The organism is Micromonospora sp. NBC_00858 (genome assembly GCF_045207365.1).
Taxonomy (GTDB): Bacteria; Actinomycetota; Actinomycetes; order Mycobacteriales; family Micromonosporaceae; genus Micromonospora.
In genome coordinates this window covers 1150363-1164509 of record NZ_CP108828.1, presented here as the reverse complement: position 1 = coordinate 1164509, position 14147 = coordinate 1150363, and the positions used below count along the sequence as shown (strand labels likewise).

General features: G+C 68.0%; 15 protein-coding genes, 16 tRNA genes and 2 pseudogenes. 6 read left to right on the top strand and 27 right to left on the bottom strand.

Annotation, left to right across the window (positions count from 1 at the left end):
• Positions 1-4: 4 nt before the first annotated feature.
• From OG990_RS05540 to OG990_RS05490, 11 genes are all read right to left on the bottom strand, one after another.
• Positions 5-79 (bottom strand) — tRNA-Pro (locus OG990_RS05540).
• Between the two features lie 4 nt (positions 80-83).
• Positions 84-155 (bottom strand) — tRNA-Arg (locus tag OG990_RS05535).
• A gap of 62 nt (positions 156-217) precedes the next feature.
• A tRNA-Ile gene (locus tag OG990_RS05530) sits at positions 218-292 on the bottom strand.
• Between the two features lies 1 nt (position 293).
• Positions 294-384: transfer RNA gene (locus tag OG990_RS05525), tRNA-Ser, on the bottom strand.
• 14 nt (positions 385-398) lie between these two features.
• Positions 399-472: transfer RNA gene (locus tag OG990_RS05520), tRNA-Asp, on the bottom strand.
• Between the two features lie 183 nt (positions 473-655).
• Positions 656-728, bottom strand: a tRNA-Leu gene (locus OG990_RS05515).
• 10 nt (positions 729-738) lie between these two features.
• Positions 739-811: transfer RNA gene (locus OG990_RS05510), tRNA-Thr, on the bottom strand.
• A 1-nt stretch (position 812) separates the two neighbouring features.
• A tRNA-OTHER gene (locus OG990_RS05505) sits at positions 813-888 on the bottom strand.
• 1 nt (position 889) lies between these two features.
• Positions 890-966, bottom strand: a tRNA-Leu gene (locus OG990_RS05500).
• Positions 967-972: 6 nt separating this feature from the next.
• Positions 973-1046, bottom strand: a tRNA-Gln gene (locus tag OG990_RS05495).
• Positions 1047-1173: 127 nt separating this feature from the next.
• The gene (locus OG990_RS05490) at positions 1174-1308 is read right to left on the bottom strand and encodes an HNH endonuclease (protein WP_328418349.1); all 135 of its coding nucleotides are present in this window, start codon (positions 1306-1308) and stop codon (positions 1174-1176) included.
• Positions 1309-1421: 113 nt separating this feature from the next.
• On the opposite strand from OG990_RS05490, the pseudogene OG990_RS05485 reads away from it, so the two are divergent.
• Positions 1422-1748, top strand: a pseudogene (locus tag OG990_RS05485) (histone-like nucleoid-structuring protein Lsr2); the annotation flags it as partial.
• Position 1749: 1 nt separating this feature from the next.
• On the opposite strand, the gene OG990_RS05480 reads toward OG990_RS05485, so the two are convergent.
• From OG990_RS05480 to OG990_RS05420, 13 genes are all read right to left on the bottom strand, one after another.
• Positions 1750-1826, bottom strand: a tRNA-Gln gene (locus OG990_RS05480).
• Between the two features lie 7 nt (positions 1827-1833).
• Positions 1834-1906: transfer RNA gene (locus tag OG990_RS05475), tRNA-Gly, on the bottom strand.
• 16 nt (positions 1907-1922) lie between these two features.
• A tRNA-Glu gene (locus tag OG990_RS05470) sits at positions 1923-1995 on the bottom strand.
• 131 nt (positions 1996-2126) lie between these two features.
• Positions 2127-2199 (bottom strand) — tRNA-Ala (locus OG990_RS05465).
• 1 nt (position 2200) lies between these two features.
• Positions 2201-2275: transfer RNA gene (locus tag OG990_RS05460), tRNA-Pro, on the bottom strand.
• 70 nt (positions 2276-2345) lie between these two features.
• The gene (locus OG990_RS05455; RefSeq protein ID WP_406079247.1) at positions 2346-3104 is read right to left on the bottom strand and encodes a transposase family protein; all 759 of its coding nucleotides are present in this window, start codon (positions 3102-3104) and stop codon (positions 2346-2348) included.
• A gap of 273 nt (positions 3105-3377) precedes the next feature.
• A tRNA-Trp gene (locus OG990_RS05450) sits at positions 3378-3450 on the bottom strand.
• 71 nt (positions 3451-3521) lie between these two features.
• Positions 3522-3653 carry a hypothetical protein gene (locus OG990_RS05445; protein ID WP_328418350.1) on the bottom strand — a complete coding sequence of 44 codons (132 nt, stop codon included), beginning with the start codon at positions 3651-3653 and terminating at the stop codon, positions 3522-3524.
• 536 nt (positions 3654-4189) lie between these two features.
• Entirely contained in the window at positions 4190-5362 is a 1173-nt protein-coding gene (locus OG990_RS05440) for a MalY/PatB family protein (RefSeq protein ID WP_406079246.1), read from the bottom strand.
• 178 nt (positions 5363-5540) lie between these two features.
• Complete coding sequence (locus OG990_RS05435) at positions 5541-6338, bottom strand: ABC transporter permease (RefSeq protein ID WP_406079245.1); 798 nt, start codon at positions 6336-6338, stop codon at positions 5541-5543.
• The gene (locus tag OG990_RS05430) at positions 6335-7273 is read right to left on the bottom strand and encodes an ABC transporter ATP-binding protein (RefSeq protein WP_406079244.1); all 939 of its coding nucleotides are present in this window, start codon (positions 7271-7273) and stop codon (positions 6335-6337) included. Before OG990_RS05430 ends, OG990_RS05435 begins: the two co-directional genes overlap by 4 nt.
• On the bottom strand, positions 7270-7638 hold the full coding sequence (locus OG990_RS05425) for a hypothetical protein (protein ID WP_406079243.1): 369 nt from the start codon (positions 7636-7638) through the stop codon (positions 7270-7272). Before OG990_RS05425 ends, OG990_RS05430 begins: the two co-directional genes overlap by 4 nt.
• Positions 7638-8243 (bottom strand): helix-turn-helix domain-containing protein, encoded by a 606-nt coding sequence (locus OG990_RS05420; RefSeq protein ID WP_328426716.1) that lies wholly within the window; start codon positions 8241-8243, stop codon positions 7638-7640. The genes OG990_RS05425 and OG990_RS05420 overlap by 1 nt, the downstream gene beginning before the upstream one ends.
• Positions 8244-8566: 323 nt before the next feature.
• Between OG990_RS05420 and OG990_RS05415 the strand changes: the two genes are divergently transcribed.
• The gene (locus OG990_RS05415; RefSeq protein ID WP_406081661.1) at positions 8567-9685 is read left to right on the top strand and encodes an IS630 family transposase; all 1119 of its coding nucleotides are present in this window, start codon (positions 8567-8569) and stop codon (positions 9683-9685) included.
• A 30-nt stretch (positions 9686-9715) separates the two neighbouring features.
• On the opposite strand, the gene OG990_RS05410 is transcribed toward OG990_RS05415, so the two are convergent.
• From OG990_RS05410 to OG990_RS05400, 3 genes are all read right to left on the bottom strand, one after another.
• Complete coding sequence (locus OG990_RS05410; protein WP_406079242.1) at positions 9716-10366, bottom strand: hypothetical protein; 651 nt, start codon at positions 10364-10366, stop codon at positions 9716-9718.
• A gap of 163 nt (positions 10367-10529) precedes the next feature.
• Positions 10530-11168, bottom strand: coding sequence for a hypothetical protein (locus tag OG990_RS05405; RefSeq protein WP_406079241.1), 639 nt, complete (start codon positions 11166-11168; stop codon positions 10530-10532).
• A gap of 207 nt (positions 11169-11375) precedes the next feature.
• The gene (locus OG990_RS05400) at positions 11376-11939 is read right to left on the bottom strand and encodes a helix-turn-helix transcriptional regulator (protein WP_406079240.1); all 564 of its coding nucleotides are present in this window, start codon (positions 11937-11939) and stop codon (positions 11376-11378) included.
• Between the two features lie 364 nt (positions 11940-12303).
• On the opposite strand from OG990_RS05400, the gene OG990_RS05395 reads away from it, so the two are divergent.
• From OG990_RS05395 to OG990_RS05380, 4 genes and pseudogenes are all read left to right on the top strand, one after another.
• On the top strand, positions 12304-12666 hold the full coding sequence (locus OG990_RS05395) for a VOC family protein (RefSeq protein WP_406079239.1): 363 nt from the start codon (positions 12304-12306) through the stop codon (positions 12664-12666).
• A gap of 47 nt (positions 12667-12713) precedes the next feature.
• Positions 12714-13127, top strand: a complete 414-nt coding sequence (locus OG990_RS05390) for an SRPBCC family protein (RefSeq protein ID WP_406079238.1) — start codon at positions 12714-12716, stop codon at positions 13125-13127.
• A gap of 142 nt (positions 13128-13269) precedes the next feature.
• Positions 13270-13461 (top strand): annotated as a pseudogene (locus OG990_RS05385) (helix-turn-helix domain-containing protein); the annotation flags it as partial.
• A 70-nt stretch (positions 13462-13531) separates the two neighbouring features.
• On the top strand, positions 13532-13810 hold the full coding sequence (locus OG990_RS05380) for a hypothetical protein (protein WP_406081993.1): 279 nt from the start codon (positions 13532-13534) through the stop codon (positions 13808-13810).
• Positions 13811-14147 lie beyond the last annotated feature (337 nt).

Genomic DNA, 14147 nt, shown 5'->3' with positions numbered 1-14147 from the left:
TGAGTCGGGATAGCCGGATTCGAACCGGCGACTTCCGGTCCCCCCAGACCGGAGCGCTACCTGACTGCGCCGTATCCCGAAAGAGCCCCCGACTGGAATCGAACCAGCGACACCGAGAACCGTAATCTCGTGCTCTTTCCACTGAGCTACGGGGGGATGTGTTGCAAACGAGGGAAGCCGGCCGGTACGCCGGGTTCTGCCCCGCCCCGGCGGCCCGTGCCGTCGGCTGGAGTCGAACCAGCGCATCTCCTCGTTATCAGCGAGGTGCCTTAACCAGCTTGGCCACGACGGCTTGGCGGAGGGACCGGGATTCGAACCCGGGCCGGGGTTGCCCCCGGTCTTCCTTAGCAGGGAAGCGCCATAGACCGCTCATGCCACCCCTCCATAATCTTGCTGCGCGGCGCCGACGGGACTCGAACCCGCAACCCCCGCCTCGACAGGGCGGTGCTCTGGCCAATTGAGCTACGACACCTTGGCGCGCGACTTCCAGCCGGCTCGGCTTTCCCACAGGGAGATCGCATACACGGTCCACCTATCGCGCTTCGGCGGACCTGCGGTCACGAACTGGCCGGCATGGACAGTGGATCGACCCGGTTTCGAACCGGGCACACGAGGCTTGCAAAGCGACACTGGGCACCAGCCCTCGACCCATGCGTACCCGACCGGGGAATCGAACCCCGCACCTCTCGGACCTGAACCGAGCGCCTCTTCCTCTGGGCCAGTCGGGCATGTACTGCGAGCCGCCGGTTGGCCTCGAACCAACCACCTGCGCCTTACGAGGACGCTGCTCTGCCTGATGAGCTACGGCGGCGTGGACCCGGCGGCCGGGCTCGAACCGGCGGCCCTCCGCTACAAGGCGGACGCTCGGTCCATCTGAGCTACGCCGGCGTGGTGCCCTCGGCGCGATTCGAACGCGCACTGTCGGCCTCCTCAAGACCGCGCCTCCTGCCGTTGGGCTACGAGGGCATTGCGCTCCGAGAGGAGGGCTCGAACCTCCAGCCTTCCGATGCAGAATCGGACGTGCTGCCAGATTGCACCATCTCGGAATGGGCCGGCGAGCCGCGGTCTCGCCGGCGGGGAGGGTCGACGCTGCACGGTGCTCGACCAGGTGGAGACCTGCGGCCGGAGCAGCAGGTCCATGCCGGCCTCGGCGAGGGTGAGGTCCGCCTTGCGCTAGTTGCACGAGTAGCACGCGCTGACGGTGTTCTTCCAGGTGTTACGCCCGCCGCGGGAGCGGGGCTGGATGTGGTCGACGGTCGTGGCCGGGGCCAGGCGGTAGCCGCAATGGTGGCCGTCGCGCCGGAGCACGCCGGACTTGGACCAGCTGGGCCGCTCGTCCTCGTGGATCTCGGCGACCTGGCGTATGAGCCTCCTGCCTTTGGGCTACCGAGGCGAGAACCGCAGGTTGCGGCGTCGAGTACCGGATCGACCTGACCGAGAAGAGCCGGAGCAGCTTCGAGGAGCATCTCGCCCCGTTCGTTGATGCCGCCCGCAGGGCCTGGCAGGGGGCAGGCCCTGCGGCCCCTGGGGCGATGAAGTCCCAGAACGCCGAGCGGGACCGTCGACGGATCATCCGGGAGTGGTGGACGAAGAACGAGAAGCTCGTCGGCCAGAAGGCCACCGAGCGCGGACGCATCCCCGCCACCGTGATCGACGCGTACCGGCAGCACGAGACGCTGGTCAGTCCTGCCACGAGCAGGTCATCCGGCGTGATTCCAGCGGCGACGGGCTCCGCGCCTGGGGTGTGAGCTCCGGGAGCAGGAATCGAACCTACGTTTGTACCGGGATTCAAAGTCCCGTCGCCCCTGCCAGCAGAGCAGCCCGGAATGGTTGAGCGGTCGGCGGGCACCGACCCCGCTTCTTCGGTTTGGAAGACCGACGTGTCCGCCGAGTTCACCACGACCGCATGGCATTTTCCTGCGTAGGCCGTACGGGATTCGAACCCGCAACCTTCTGGCTGAGAACCAGGTGAGCTGCCAATTGCTCCAACGGCCCATGGAGCCGACGGGGGCTGGGTTGTGCGCCCGGGCACTTCCCCCGCCAACGTGCTCTCCCCCGACTTGAACGGAGCCCTCGGGGACTTCACTCCTGTGCGCTACCAGTTACGCGAAGAGGGCATTGGTACGTGGAGAAGAGGGGACTCGAACCCCTGGCCTCCGCCCTGCCGAGGCGGCGCTCTCCCATCTGAGCTACATCCCCATGGTCCGGGACCGGGGTGTCGAACCCCGTGTCTCCTGCTCCCAAAGCAGGCGGGTTGCCGTCTCCCTCGTCCCGGAGGGTCTTGCCCCCGGCCGGCCCGTGTGGGCGCAGGCCGGGTTCTTGCTATGCCATCCACTGACGTGATCTCAACATGAATCCGGTAGGTATCGGTATTCGAAATGGGTGAGATGGAGAGCGGCGCGGACGATGTCGCCGACCTGTCGTGGGCTGGCGGTGCTGTGGCGTAGTGTGCGCCAGCGGCCGGTGAGGATCGCGAAGCCGCGTTCTCCGAGGCATCGCATGGATCGAAGGGCAGCGTTGTAGGTGCGGTTGTCGACCGCGAGGCGGCGGCCGTCGGCGGGTTGCTTGTACGGGGTGTGGATGCCCTGGCCGGCGCCTTCGTAGCCGGAGTCGGCCAGGGTCGGTAGATCCAGCGCCGACGCCGCCCAGTAGAGCGCGCCGGTGATGTCCAACTGTTGGGCGCAGGCCAGGTCGTGAAGGTGTCCGGGCATCGCACTCGAGGTCCAGACTGGTAGTCCGTCCGGGCGCATGACCGCTTGGATGTTCGCGCCGAAGTCGCGGTGTTTCCCGGAGTACCAGGCGTCGATCGTTTTGCCCTTGACGCTGGTGGTGGTCTCGGCGAGCCGGTCGGTGTCGAACAACTTGCCGTCGAGGATCACGTGGGACCAGCCGTCAGCCGCGACCTGGGTCAGGGCGTCGTGCAGGGTGGGGGTCTGCGCGGTGAGGACGCGCACGGCCTCGGCGACGTACCGGTAAGCAGTTGCCCTCGACACCCCGAACCCGACCCCGAGGGTCGTCTTGTCCTCGCCCTTGCGGAACCACACCAGCACCAGAAGCGCCTGGTAGAAGCACGTCAACGCCCGGGCTCGGCGGCGAGTTCCCACCGCCCGACGCTCCGCGTGTAGCAGACGCGCCACGTGACGCACGAGTTCCCTGGGGACGTCGAGCCTGGCAGAATAGGTGATCACGTGGAGCCCTCTCGGAGACTGATTCTGTCGCAAGAACCTGTCTACCGATGGCTCCACGTCCTTATCCCACACTGTCCGCTATGGACGCTACGCCCGTGCCATCCCGAATCCCGCCCGAATCCTTGCTGAGATCACCTCACTGTGGAGTTGAGAATTTGCAACGTCGCCGGCCGCGGCCAGGACGAAAAGCAGGGGCGACAGGACTTGAACCTGCAACCTTCGGTTTTGGAGACCGGTGCTCTACCAGTTGAGCTGCGCCCCTATGAACTGTTCGAGTAACGAAAAGCCGCCCTATCCCTGTCGGGGTGGGCGGCTTCGCAGCTTGCGCTGACGCTATTCGCGCCGCCACCCCGGCTTCCAGTTCTGCTCGCTCGCGCACAGATCGTGGGCTCGCCCGATCGAGGGCAGCACGACACCGCCGCGCGGCATGAACCGCGTGGTTTCGGTGGAGGCGTACTGCAACACGGGGAACTCCTTGGGTTGGTCCGGTTGACCTTGCTCATTAAAGGTAGGCGCGGGGTCCGACATTGGCAATGGATATTTCGAGGCACATTCATGTCCTTCGCCAGTGGCCGCCGTCAGTCGAGGTAGGCGTCCTGCGCCTGCGACTTGAACACCATCGGCAGCGCGGGCTGACACCTCCGCAGCGCCGGTAGTTCGCGCCGTACCCCGATGCCTTTCTTCCCGTCGGCGGAGAGCCCAGTAGGTCGCGGCAGCCTTCACGTCAGGATCGCGGGCGCTGCTCACGACGGCGGCGATGGCTTCGGCCACTAGGAGGCGGAGTCGGGCGCGCGGAGCACGGCTACCTGCTCAGCTGCAGCCGCACGACCTGGCCATGTCTCGGGTTTCTCTGCCGCTGCGGAGCAGGCAGAGTTCGGCTCAGGAAGAGCTGATCGGCAGTCTCGACGAGGCGCCGGAGTTCGCGAGCCCGCGCTGCGCTGATCCACCCTGGGCATGGGTTCTTCCGGGCAATGGCGGTCGGCAGCGGCCGAAGTGGCTTCTCAGGCGACTGCGGTGGCCATCCGCCGCACCGCCTCGGTGATCAGCTCCGGTGCGGTGGCCAGATTCAGCCGGACGTGGCCGGCGCCGCCGGTGCCGAAGGCCGAACCGGAGTTGAGCGCCACCCGGCCACGGTCGAGGAACACGGCAGCGGGGTCGTCGCCGAGGCCCAGGGCGTGGCAGTCGAGCCAGGCGAGATAGGTGGCCTGACCGGGGTGGTAACGGATGGCCGGCAGGTGCTCGGCGAGCAGCGTGGCGAGGAGCCGACGGTTGTCGTCCAGGCCGGTCAACAAGGCGTCGAGCCACTCGCCGCCGTCGCGGAAGGCGGCGGTGTGGGCGATCACGCCGAGGTGGCTGGTGCTGACGCTGGCCTCGAACGGAACGCGCGCGAGATCTGCGGCCGCGGCCGGGCCGGCGATGAGGAGCGCACCGCGCAGGCCGGCCAGGTTCCACCCCTTGGTGGCGGACATCAGCGACAGGCCGTTCTCCGCGCCGGGCACCGAGAGGTACGGCACAAAGCGCACTCCCCCGGCCACCACCGGAGCGTGGATCTCGTCGGCGACCACCCGCACCCCGTGCCGCTCGGCCAGACTGGCGACGGCGGCCAACTCGTCGGTGGTGTGCAGGACGCCGGTCGGGTTGTGCGGGCTGCACAGCAGGTACGCCGCTGGCCGCCCACCGGCCCGAGCCTGCCGGAACGCGTCCTCCAGTGTGCCGAGGTCGATCCGCAGGTCCTCGCCGAGCGGCGCCTCCACGATCCGGCGGTCGGCGTGCGCCACGAACTCGTAGAACGGCGGGTAGACCGGGCAGTTGACGACCACCGCGTCCCCCGGCTCGGTGACCAGCCGCAGCGCCTCGACGACACCGTGCATCACGTCGGGTATCAGCGCGGTGCGCTCCACGGCCAGCCCGTCCCATCCCCACCGCCGCCGGGCGAACTCCGCCAGCGCCTGCGGGTACGCCGTACCGGCGGTGTAGCCGGTGTCGCCGCGCGCGACAGCGTCGGTGATCGCCTGCGCGACCGGCTCGGCCAGCGGCACGTCCATCTCCGCCACCCAGAGCGGCAGCACGTCGTCCGGGTACTCCCGCCACTTGAGGCTCGTCCGTTGCCGGAGCTGGTCGATCGTGAGCTGGCGAAGGGGATTCACTGCGGCACCACGAAGCACAGCGCTCATCGATGAACCCTAGTCCACTCCCTGCCACCTCGCGATCACGGCCGAGGGACGGTCGGCATGCGAGTCAGGTGCGCAGCCGCGTACAAGTGATCCTGCGCAGCGGTGAGGATTTGGCCGTGCCGTTCGGGATGACGCTCGATAGCGGGGCTGTGCGGTGGCGCGGTCGCGGCCGTGTTGGTCAGGTGATGTCTCGGCGCATGGGGATGAGGACGGCGACGGCGCAGGCACCTATGGCGTACGCGGTGAGGAGGAGTGCGCCGGCTGCTGGCGGTAGGAGTTGGACGGTGGTGTTGCCGAGTTGTGCAGACATGGCGTCGGCGAGGTAGGTGAAGTCGGTGAGGGCGGCGGTGGCGCCGCCGGGCAGGATCGGATAGAGCGTGTTGACGCCGGGAATCAGCATGAGCAGTGTTTCGCCCATGTAGAGGTAGCCGATCACGACGCACAGGGCTGCGACCTGGTTGCGGATAAGGGCGCCCATGCCGACGCCGATGATCAGATACACCACCATGGCGGCGGCGATGCGGGCGAGCAACGCGAGCAGGGTGTGGGCGGGCAGGCCGAGTGGGACTTGGCGGGCGGCGGCGACGGTGAACACGGCTGCGGCGGCGGTGCCGGCGAGGATGAGGCCGTAGGCGAGCCCGGCGACCGTGTAGGTGGCGAGTTTGGCGGCGAGTACCTGCCAGCGGCGCGGTGCGACCAGGAATGTGACGGCGGCGGTGCGGTGCCGGTATTCGGAGGTGACCGCGAGGGTTCCGGCGGCGGCCGGGACGAATGCGGTGTAGCCGAGGATGCCGAGGATGGAGCGGACGCCGGTTTCGGTGTCCAGTCCGGGCATGGGTGGGTCGAAGTTTTCCGGGCCGATCAGCGCCATGCCGCCGAGCATGCCGCCACCGATCAGGGCGGCGACGACTAGGAGTCCGCCCCACATGCGGGTGGCTAGTAGCCTGCGGAACTCGGCTTTGATCAAGAGAGTCATGGGGTGGCCGCCTTGTCGGTGGTCGGCGTGTCGGTGGTCAGGTGGAGGAAGAGTTGTTCGAGGCTGGTGTTCTCGGTGACCAGTTCGTGTACGCGCAGGCGGTGCGCGGCGGCGAGGTCGGCGACGCCCGGCGCGTTCAACCCGTGTATCCGCAGCCTGCCGGGCCCGACCGTTTCGACCCGTGGCGTGGTGCCGCTGTTGGCACGGCTGGCCTTCAGGGTCGCGGCGAGGGCCTCGGCGTCGGGTGAGGTGACCAGCACGGCTGGCGGGCCGGCGAGTTGGGACCACGGTCCGGCCGCGACGAGTTCGCCGCGTCGGATCACCACCACGCTGTCGACGAGCTGCTGGATCTCGCTGAGCGCGTGGCTGGAGACCAGGACGGTGCGCCCTTCCTCGGCCAGCCGGCGCAGCAGGGCCCGCAGCCAGGACATGCCTTCCGGGTCAAGACCGTTGCTGGGTTCGTCGAGCAGCAAGACGCGGGGGTCGCCGAGCAGCGCGGTGGCCAGGTTGAGCCGTTGCCGCATGCCGGTGGAGAACCCGCGGGTACGCCGGTCGGCGGCCTCGGTCAGGCCGAGCAGGTCCAGCAGCTCGGTGACGCGGTTGTCTGGGTGGCCGCCCATGGCGGCGTAAACGCGTAGGTGGTCGCGGGCGGTGTGGCCGGGGTGGAACGCGTTGGCGTCGAACACCGCCCCCACGGTGTTCGAGGGCCGGGCCAGCCGGCGGTAGGGCTGCCCGCCGATGGTGGCGGTACCACTGGTAGGCGTCACGAGGCCGGTCAGCATCCGCATCGTGGTGGTCTTACCGGCGCCGTTCGGGCCGAGGAACCCGGTGACTACACCCGGTGCGACGGTGAAACTGAGGTCGCGGACCGCGGTGACCTCGCCGTACCGCTTCGTCAGGTGCGCCACCTCGATCGTCAGGCGGGCGCCACTCATCCGCGGGCCGCCAACGCACGCCCGATCGCGTCCGCCAGGTGCGGCGCGGCCGGGCTGGAGAGCACGACCTCGTCGAACGCACCGCCGGCCGTCCGGTCCAGGATCAGGTGCAACCCGCGCTCGCCGCGGCGGGCCGCCACGAGCTGCCGGGGACCGCCGAACAGGCCCCAAACGCCGATCTTGACGACACCGGACACCGCGAGCCCGCGCCGGCCGCCGCGCGCCAGGCGCAGCGGATCGTCGACCGAGGCGGCCTGCCGCACCACGGCGACGGGCAGCACGAGCCGTTCCTGCCCGATCCACAGTCGCTCCCAGCTGGTGAATCCGATGTCGATCACATCGCCGGTAACCATGACCGAAGCCATCAGTCGTCCCCCTTCGTCGTCCCCGAGTTGTCCACGGTCTCGGCTGTTGGCGTGTTGTCGCTCGTGGCAGCCGGCTGGTCGGCTGGCATCAGGATCGTCGCCAGCAACCGCGGTATTCGCCCTCCACCGGGCTCATTGGCCAGCAGCGGGCCGACCAGCGCGTTGAGGTCGGCGGCGAACTGGCCCAGCTCGGCGTCGGTCAGCTGCAGCACGAGCTGGTGGTAGCCGACGCCGTCGGCGGCGAAATCGATCCGCTCCCGGGCCAGGTAGCGGGAGAACTCCGACAGCAGGCTCGACACGAACGCCGTGAAGTAGCGAGCGTGGTCCTCGGCCGTGGCTGTGGCCAGTGCCGCCGGGTCCAGCGTGGCACCGTGCGCCGGTAGCGCGTAGACCCGTTCGACGGCGCCGCGTACCTTGCGCTCCTCGACCACGTCCAGCAGCCCGGCCTTGACCAGCGTCGCCAGGTGCCGGTACAGCGTCGCCTGCGCAATGTCCGGCAACAGTTCAACGAGGTCACGCGTGGTCAGCTGGGCAGCTGCGACCGCGCGCAGGATCCGGATCCGGACCGGGTGCAGCGCCAGCTCGGCCCACCGCTCACTTGGCATCTCCACGTCGCAACGTTATCACTATCGAAAGTGATAACGGTAGGACCTAGCAACCACCGACCTTCGTGGGCCTTCCGGGAGTTCGAGGCCGCGTCTCCGACCCCTTTGGACACCGCGCTTCGCCGCACGTACGGGCACGCGTCCGGCACAAGCGGGAGCAGGTGATCTCCTCAGCCCGGCCAGAGAGCGGATGCTGTCACCGCTCGGCAACGCGGAACAAAAGCTCAGGAGGGCTAGTGCCCTGACCACAAACGTTGGCCGGGTCGGGTGACACACCGAGCCGGGTCCGCGACGTGGGCCCGGTGTCGGTCGAGGCTGTGGGGGTGGCAGAACCTGTTCGAGTACGCCGATTAAGCGATCCTGAAGGTCAGAAGCTGCAACGTCTCGTCCGTCGGGGGACGGGCTCAGCGGTGCGACTTCGCCGGGCGATGGTGGTGCTCGCCTCGGCTGGCGGTAATAGCGTGCCGGTCATCGCCCGTCTGGTCCAGGCCGACGAGGACTCCGTCCGCGGTGTCATTCACCGGTTCAACGAGATGGGCATGCCCAGCCTGGACCCTCAGTGGGCGGGTGGCCGTCCCCGCCAGATCAGTCCTGACGACGAACAGTTCATCGTCTCGACGGCTAACACCCGCCCGACGAAGCTCGGGCGACCGTTCACTCGGTGGAGTATCCGCAAGCTCGTCGACTACCTGGCCGGCAACCCCGACCGGACCGTAGTCGTGGGCCGCGAACGGCTGCGGCAGCTCCTGCGCAAACACGAGATCACCTTCCAACGGACCAAGACGTGGAAGGAGTCGAACGACCCGCAGCGGGAAGCAAAACTGGCCCGGATCGAGCACGTCATGCACCATTTCCCGCAGCGGGTGTTCGCGTTCGACGAGTTCGGGCCGCTGACGATCCGTCCGCAGGCCGGCTCGGGATGGCAGCCGAAGAACCATCCGGACCGGCTCCCGGCGAACTATCACAAGCTGCACGGCGTCCGGCAGTTCCACGGCTGCTACTCCGTCGGTGACGACACCATGTGGGGTGCCATCCACCGGCAGAAATCCACGGTCAACACCCTCGCTGCCCTCAAGTCGATCCGCGCGAAACGGCCGGACGGTGCGCCGATCTACGTCATCCTCGACAACCTGTCGGCACACAAGGGCATCGCCATCCGGCAGTGGGCGGCCCGGAACAAGGTCGAACTCTGCTTCACCCCGACCTACGCGTCCTGGGCCAACCCGATCGAAGCCCACTTCGGGCCGCTACGCACTTTCGTGGTCGCCGGATCCGACCACCAAAACCACGTCGCACTGGGCCGTCACCTGCACCGATACCTGCGCTGGCGCAACGCCAACGCCCGCCACCCCGACGTCCTGGCCGCTCAACGCCGCGAACGCGCACGCGTCCGCAGCGAACGACAACACCGCTGGGGCCACCCGACAACGAAAGCGGCGTAACCAACCCGGCCAACGTTTGTGGTCAGGGCACTAGCCGAGGTGGCGGTCCCACGATCCCCCAACGCGAGCCCGACTCGCGCTGTGGCCGGGGGCAAGGTCGAGGACCTCGATCAGCGTCGGATCTTCCTCGATCGAGTGGTAAAGGTGCCCGATCTTGCCGCTACTGCCAGCATCGGTCGTGCCGATGAGCTGCCAGATCCCGTCGTCAGCGTCGTTCGCTACGAAAAGGACAGGCTCGCGACGCTCAATGACTTCCAAGGTCTGGATGCAGTGGGTGCCCAGCAGCCAGTGCCGCATCCACCGCGCCCGACGGTCACGCTCCATTACCTGGTCGGCAACCCACCAGACAAAAGGTAGATCTTCGTGCGCACGAGCCTGGTCCGCCGTCAGACTTGGGCCACCCTGTGGTACCTGCTCGAACGGCTCGTCGGTCAGGGAGAAGGCGTGGCCGTCCTCGTGCTGGAAAATCACGGCGTGAAACGTGCCCCCGCCCGGATTACCGACACCAATCCCGATCGTTAGCGCAGCGACGCGTGGCTCGGCGCCGGTCGTCCAACCAAATGCGTACGAGGCGAGTTCACCCTGGGGACCAACGAACTCGCCGAAGGCGCGGCGGTCCATGCCCGCGACCTCGGCGCTCGGCAGCTCGACGAGCGCACCCTCCACAACCTCAACATCCACTGGGCCAACCTAACCGACACGCGAAAAGGGCCGGCTTATGCCGTACCACTTCGCAGATCACCGCAGGCCACCTGAGCCGGCGGCGGGTCGGAGGGCTCCCGGACGGGGCGACGCCCCGGCCTCCGTGGGAGGCCGGGGCAGTCGAGGTAGGGGCCTTGCAGCGTCAGCCGACGGTGGTTGCCCGGGTCGACTCGGGGGCGGCGAACGCCTCGCTGCGCGGGGTCCGGAAGGCGTGCACCAGGCCGGCGAATGAGAGCAGCAGGAGCAGCGCGGCGCCGAGGTACATGACGGTGGCAGCCTGTCCGGCCTTCACCCCCATTTCGCTGAAGCCGTACGAGGTGAGCAGTAGACCGCGCAGCGTCTCACCCTTGAACACGGTCTCGCGCTGGCCGCTGACCTCGGCGAGCTGCTTCTGCAGGTCGGCCAGGGCCGGGTCGTTGGTCTGCTGAGCCGTGGCGACCTGCTCGCGTAGCTGGCTCTGCGGCTCACCCAGGTCGGCGTAGGTCTTACCGCCAGCCATGTTCTTCAGGTGCAACCCGATGTACTCGTTGGCGTAGCACTCGGCCTGCTTGCCGGTGGTGAGCCTTTTCCCCGCGTTCTCGACCAGGCACTCGGCCTTCTTCTCTTCCTCGTCGAGCTGGGCGGCCGGCGTGAACGTGATGTTCTGCGCGCCTAGCTGGTCGCGTACATAGTTGCTGGCGAAGGTGGCGTTCGACGTCAGGACGATGCCGACGACGAGCAGCAGGACTGCGAGGCCCAGCCCACCGATGCTGAACAGAAGGTCGAGGGTCCTGCGCTTCATGGGAGTCTCCGAGGGATGTTGACGGCTGATTCGGTAACCATCACGTTGTCAGCTTCCCCGCCCCACCCGGCAGGGCCGTCCCCCCTTAACCGGCGGGACCTTCGGCCCCCCCGGCGGCCCGGGTCCACCGCCGCAGGGGCGGCGTCGACAAGGGACTCGGCCTCCCGGAAGGGTGATGGCAGAAGGGCCCTCAGGTGGCAGATGGCGTCAGGTTGGCTCGGCCAGGAGGCGACGCAGCGCGGTCGGCGTGTGGCCCAGGTGTTCGCGGACGGTGCGGCACAGGTGTGCCTGGTCGGCGAAGCCGAGGTCCGCGGCGAGCGTGGCGAGGCTGGACTCCCCGCCCTCCAGCCGGTCCAGCGCTCGGCCGAGGCGGACCCGATTTCGGTAGCGGGTCAGCGACACCCCCAGCTCCCGAGTGAACGCCCGACTCAACCGGTACGGCGAGACCCCCAGCAACTCGGCGAGCGGGAACAGTCCGTTCGCGGCCGGGTCGCCCTCGCCGATGACGGCGCGCGCCGCCGCCACGAGCGCGTGATCGGCCTTGGCGGGACTCGCACCCATGGGCGTCGGGCCGGTGACGACCTGCTCGACGACGCGGCTGAGCAGGTCCATCAGTCGCTCCGTGAGCGCGTAGTCAAGGTCCCCGGCGCTGGCGGCGGTGAGGACCCGACGGTGGGTGAGGTCAAGCCGAGGGTCGACATAAACGACCGGCCTGGTTACCCGCGCCGCGTCACCTGCCAGGGCACGCCACAGCGCCGGTGTCAGCCTCACCGACGTACACACGTCTCCCCCCGCGGGATGGGCGAAATGCTCCTCGTCCCCTGGCAGGCCAACGTATGCGAGGGTCGGATCAACCTCCGCGGGGACACCGGCGGTCCTCCTGCGGAATCGGCCACGACGAACCAGCACCACCCGGTAATCGTCCGGCGACTCGACCTCCGACCACCCCTTGTGGTCGTCGCGACAGGTCACCGCCGTCACCGTGAAGTCGGGCCGGGCAGCGAGAACACGGAACGAGCGCACGCCTCGAAGCTATGCCCGAGGTCCGACAACCAACGCAAGGATCTTCAAGACGGCACGCGCCGCGGCGGGCAGGCTGCTCCATGAGTCCATACGAGTTCAAGGAGTAGTCGACATGCCCGCATTGGCTGAGTTCACCACGGTCATCCTTGACTGTGCCGACCCAGGCCCGCTCGCCGATTTCTACCGAGCGGTGACCGGCTGGGAGGTCACCTACCGCGACGAGGACTGCGTCCAGTTGGGCAACGGTGGCCAGATCCAGCTCGGTCTCCAGCGAGTCGACGGCTACCGGCCCTCGGGCTGGCCCGACGTGGCCAAGCACGCCCACCTCGACTTCAAGGTCATCGACGTGGGGCACGCGGTCAAGGAGCTGCTCGCGATCGGTGCGACCATGCCCGAGTTCCAGCCTGGTGGGGACGAGTGGGTGGTGCTCGCCGATCCACAAGGGCATCTGTTCTGCCTCGTCGGCAGCGACTGAACTTCCCTGGCTGCCGCTACAGCTCTAGCAGAATCGGAGACCGAGCAATGGCTTCCATCCGCAAGGAAATCATCATCGAGTCCAGCGCCGACAAGGTTTGGAACGTGATCCGCGATTTCAGTGCCGGACCGTCGCGCATGGCGCCCGGCTTTGTCGTCGATACCCGCATGGAGGCAGCCAGTCGGGTCGTCACCTTCGCTGATGGCACGGTGGCCCGCGAGCGTCTCGTCTCGATCGATGACGTGGCTCGTCGGACCGTCTACTCGGTCGTCGGTGACACGATCCGCCCGACCCACGACAACGCCTCCATGCAGGTCTTCGACCAGGGCGAAGCCCGCAGCCGGCTTGTCTGGATCCACGACGTCCTGCCCGACGACCTCGCCACATCACTCGACGCCGCCATGGAGCAAGGCATGACCGTCATCAAGCAGACGCTGGAGTCTGAAGCCGCGCACGCCTAACGGACGACCGCGTGCTGCAGGGTGTGCCGGCCTAGGGGTTCTGCCCATAGACGTTGGTGACAGGACTTAGATCTTGAAATGGGTGAGGGCCTCCGGGTGAGGTGGAGCTTTTCGAAGGTTCCGCACCACCCGGGAGGTCCTCGTGACCCACGCTAATGCACCCTTGACCGAACGCGGGAGACTGCGTCTGGCCCGCTGTGTCGTCGACGACGGCTGGCCGCTGCGCCGGGCCGCGGAACGGTTCCAGGTCAGCCCGACAACAGCGAAACGCTGGGCCGATCGCTACCGCGTCGCATCACCCACCCCGCAGCGTCTACGTCCGCGAAGACCACATCCTCGAACAACTCGACCCATGGCTCGCCCGAGCCTTCTCACCCAGCCGACTCAGCGCAACTGTCCACTCCATGGCCGAAGCGCAACACGACGACGCCGAGCAACAGACGATCAAGGCAGCACGGGAAACCGCCACCTGCGCAACCCGGCTAGACCGCTACCGCGCCGCTCTCGACGGCGGCGCCGACCCCACCGTCGTCAGCTCATGGATCGCTGACGTCCAAGCAGAACAGGTCACCGCCGAGGCCAAGCTGCGCCGCCTCACCAGACGTCGGACCATGAGCCCTGACGAGATCCGCCACATCCCGGCGCGAGCCGCTCGCCCTTTCCGGCGCTCCAGGCCCTCATGATCGCCTCCGGGCGGCCCCAGACCCAGGGCCGGCTCGGACTCTACATTCGGAGCCCAGTGCGCATCGAGAAGCTCGAGCACGAGAGGTGATGGTATTGCCCGGTTTGCCAGTTCGGTCGCGCTCCAGTCGCTGGTTGACCGCCTTGTGTTCGTGGCAGTCGCTAGCGCCATGCGAGTGCCCAGTCCTGGAGGCCGCCTCTCGCGGCTGATGTGAATTTTCCGACCAAAGTGGATCGGGATCAGGTGCGCCGTCACGTGACGTTCCCTCAGCCTCGCGTGCACACGCCGCAAGGTACTCCGGCCATGGTCCGAGGTCCGGGAACTCACCGAGCAGTCCC

What these genes read in the sequence shown, in the direction of transcription:
- OG990_RS05440 (WP_406079246.1), bottom strand. Translation starts at nt 5,362, where the DNA reads ATGAGCGCTGTGCTTCGTGGTGCCGCAGTGAATCCCCTTCGCCAGCTC.
- OG990_RS05435 (WP_406079245.1), bottom strand. Translation starts at nt 6,338, where the DNA reads ATGACTCTCTTGATCAAAGCCGAGTTCCGCAGGCTACTAGCCACCCGC.
- OG990_RS05430 (WP_406079244.1), bottom strand. Translation starts at nt 7,273, where the DNA reads ATGAGTGGCGCCCGCCTGACGATCGAGGTGGCGCACCTGACGAAGCGG.
- OG990_RS05425 (WP_406079243.1), bottom strand. Translation starts at nt 7,638, where the DNA reads ATGGCTTCGGTCATGGTTACCGGCGATGTGATCGACATCGGATTCACC.
- OG990_RS05420 (WP_328426716.1), bottom strand. Translation starts at nt 8,243, where the DNA reads ATGCCAAGTGAGCGGTGGGCCGAGCTGGCGCTGCACCCGGTCCGGATC.
- OG990_RS05405 (WP_406079241.1), bottom strand. Translation starts at nt 11,168, where the DNA reads ATGAAGCGCAGGACCCTCGACCTTCTGTTCAGCATCGGTGGGCTGGGC.
- OG990_RS05395 (WP_406079239.1), top strand. Translation starts at nt 12,304, where the DNA reads ATGCCCGCATTGGCTGAGTTCACCACGGTCATCCTTGACTGTGCCGAC.
- OG990_RS05390 (WP_406079238.1), top strand. Translation starts at nt 12,714, where the DNA reads ATGGCTTCCATCCGCAAGGAAATCATCATCGAGTCCAGCGCCGACAAG.
- OG990_RS05380 (WP_406081993.1), top strand. Translation starts at nt 13,532, where the DNA reads ATGGCCGAAGCGCAACACGACGACGCCGAGCAACAGACGATCAAGGCA.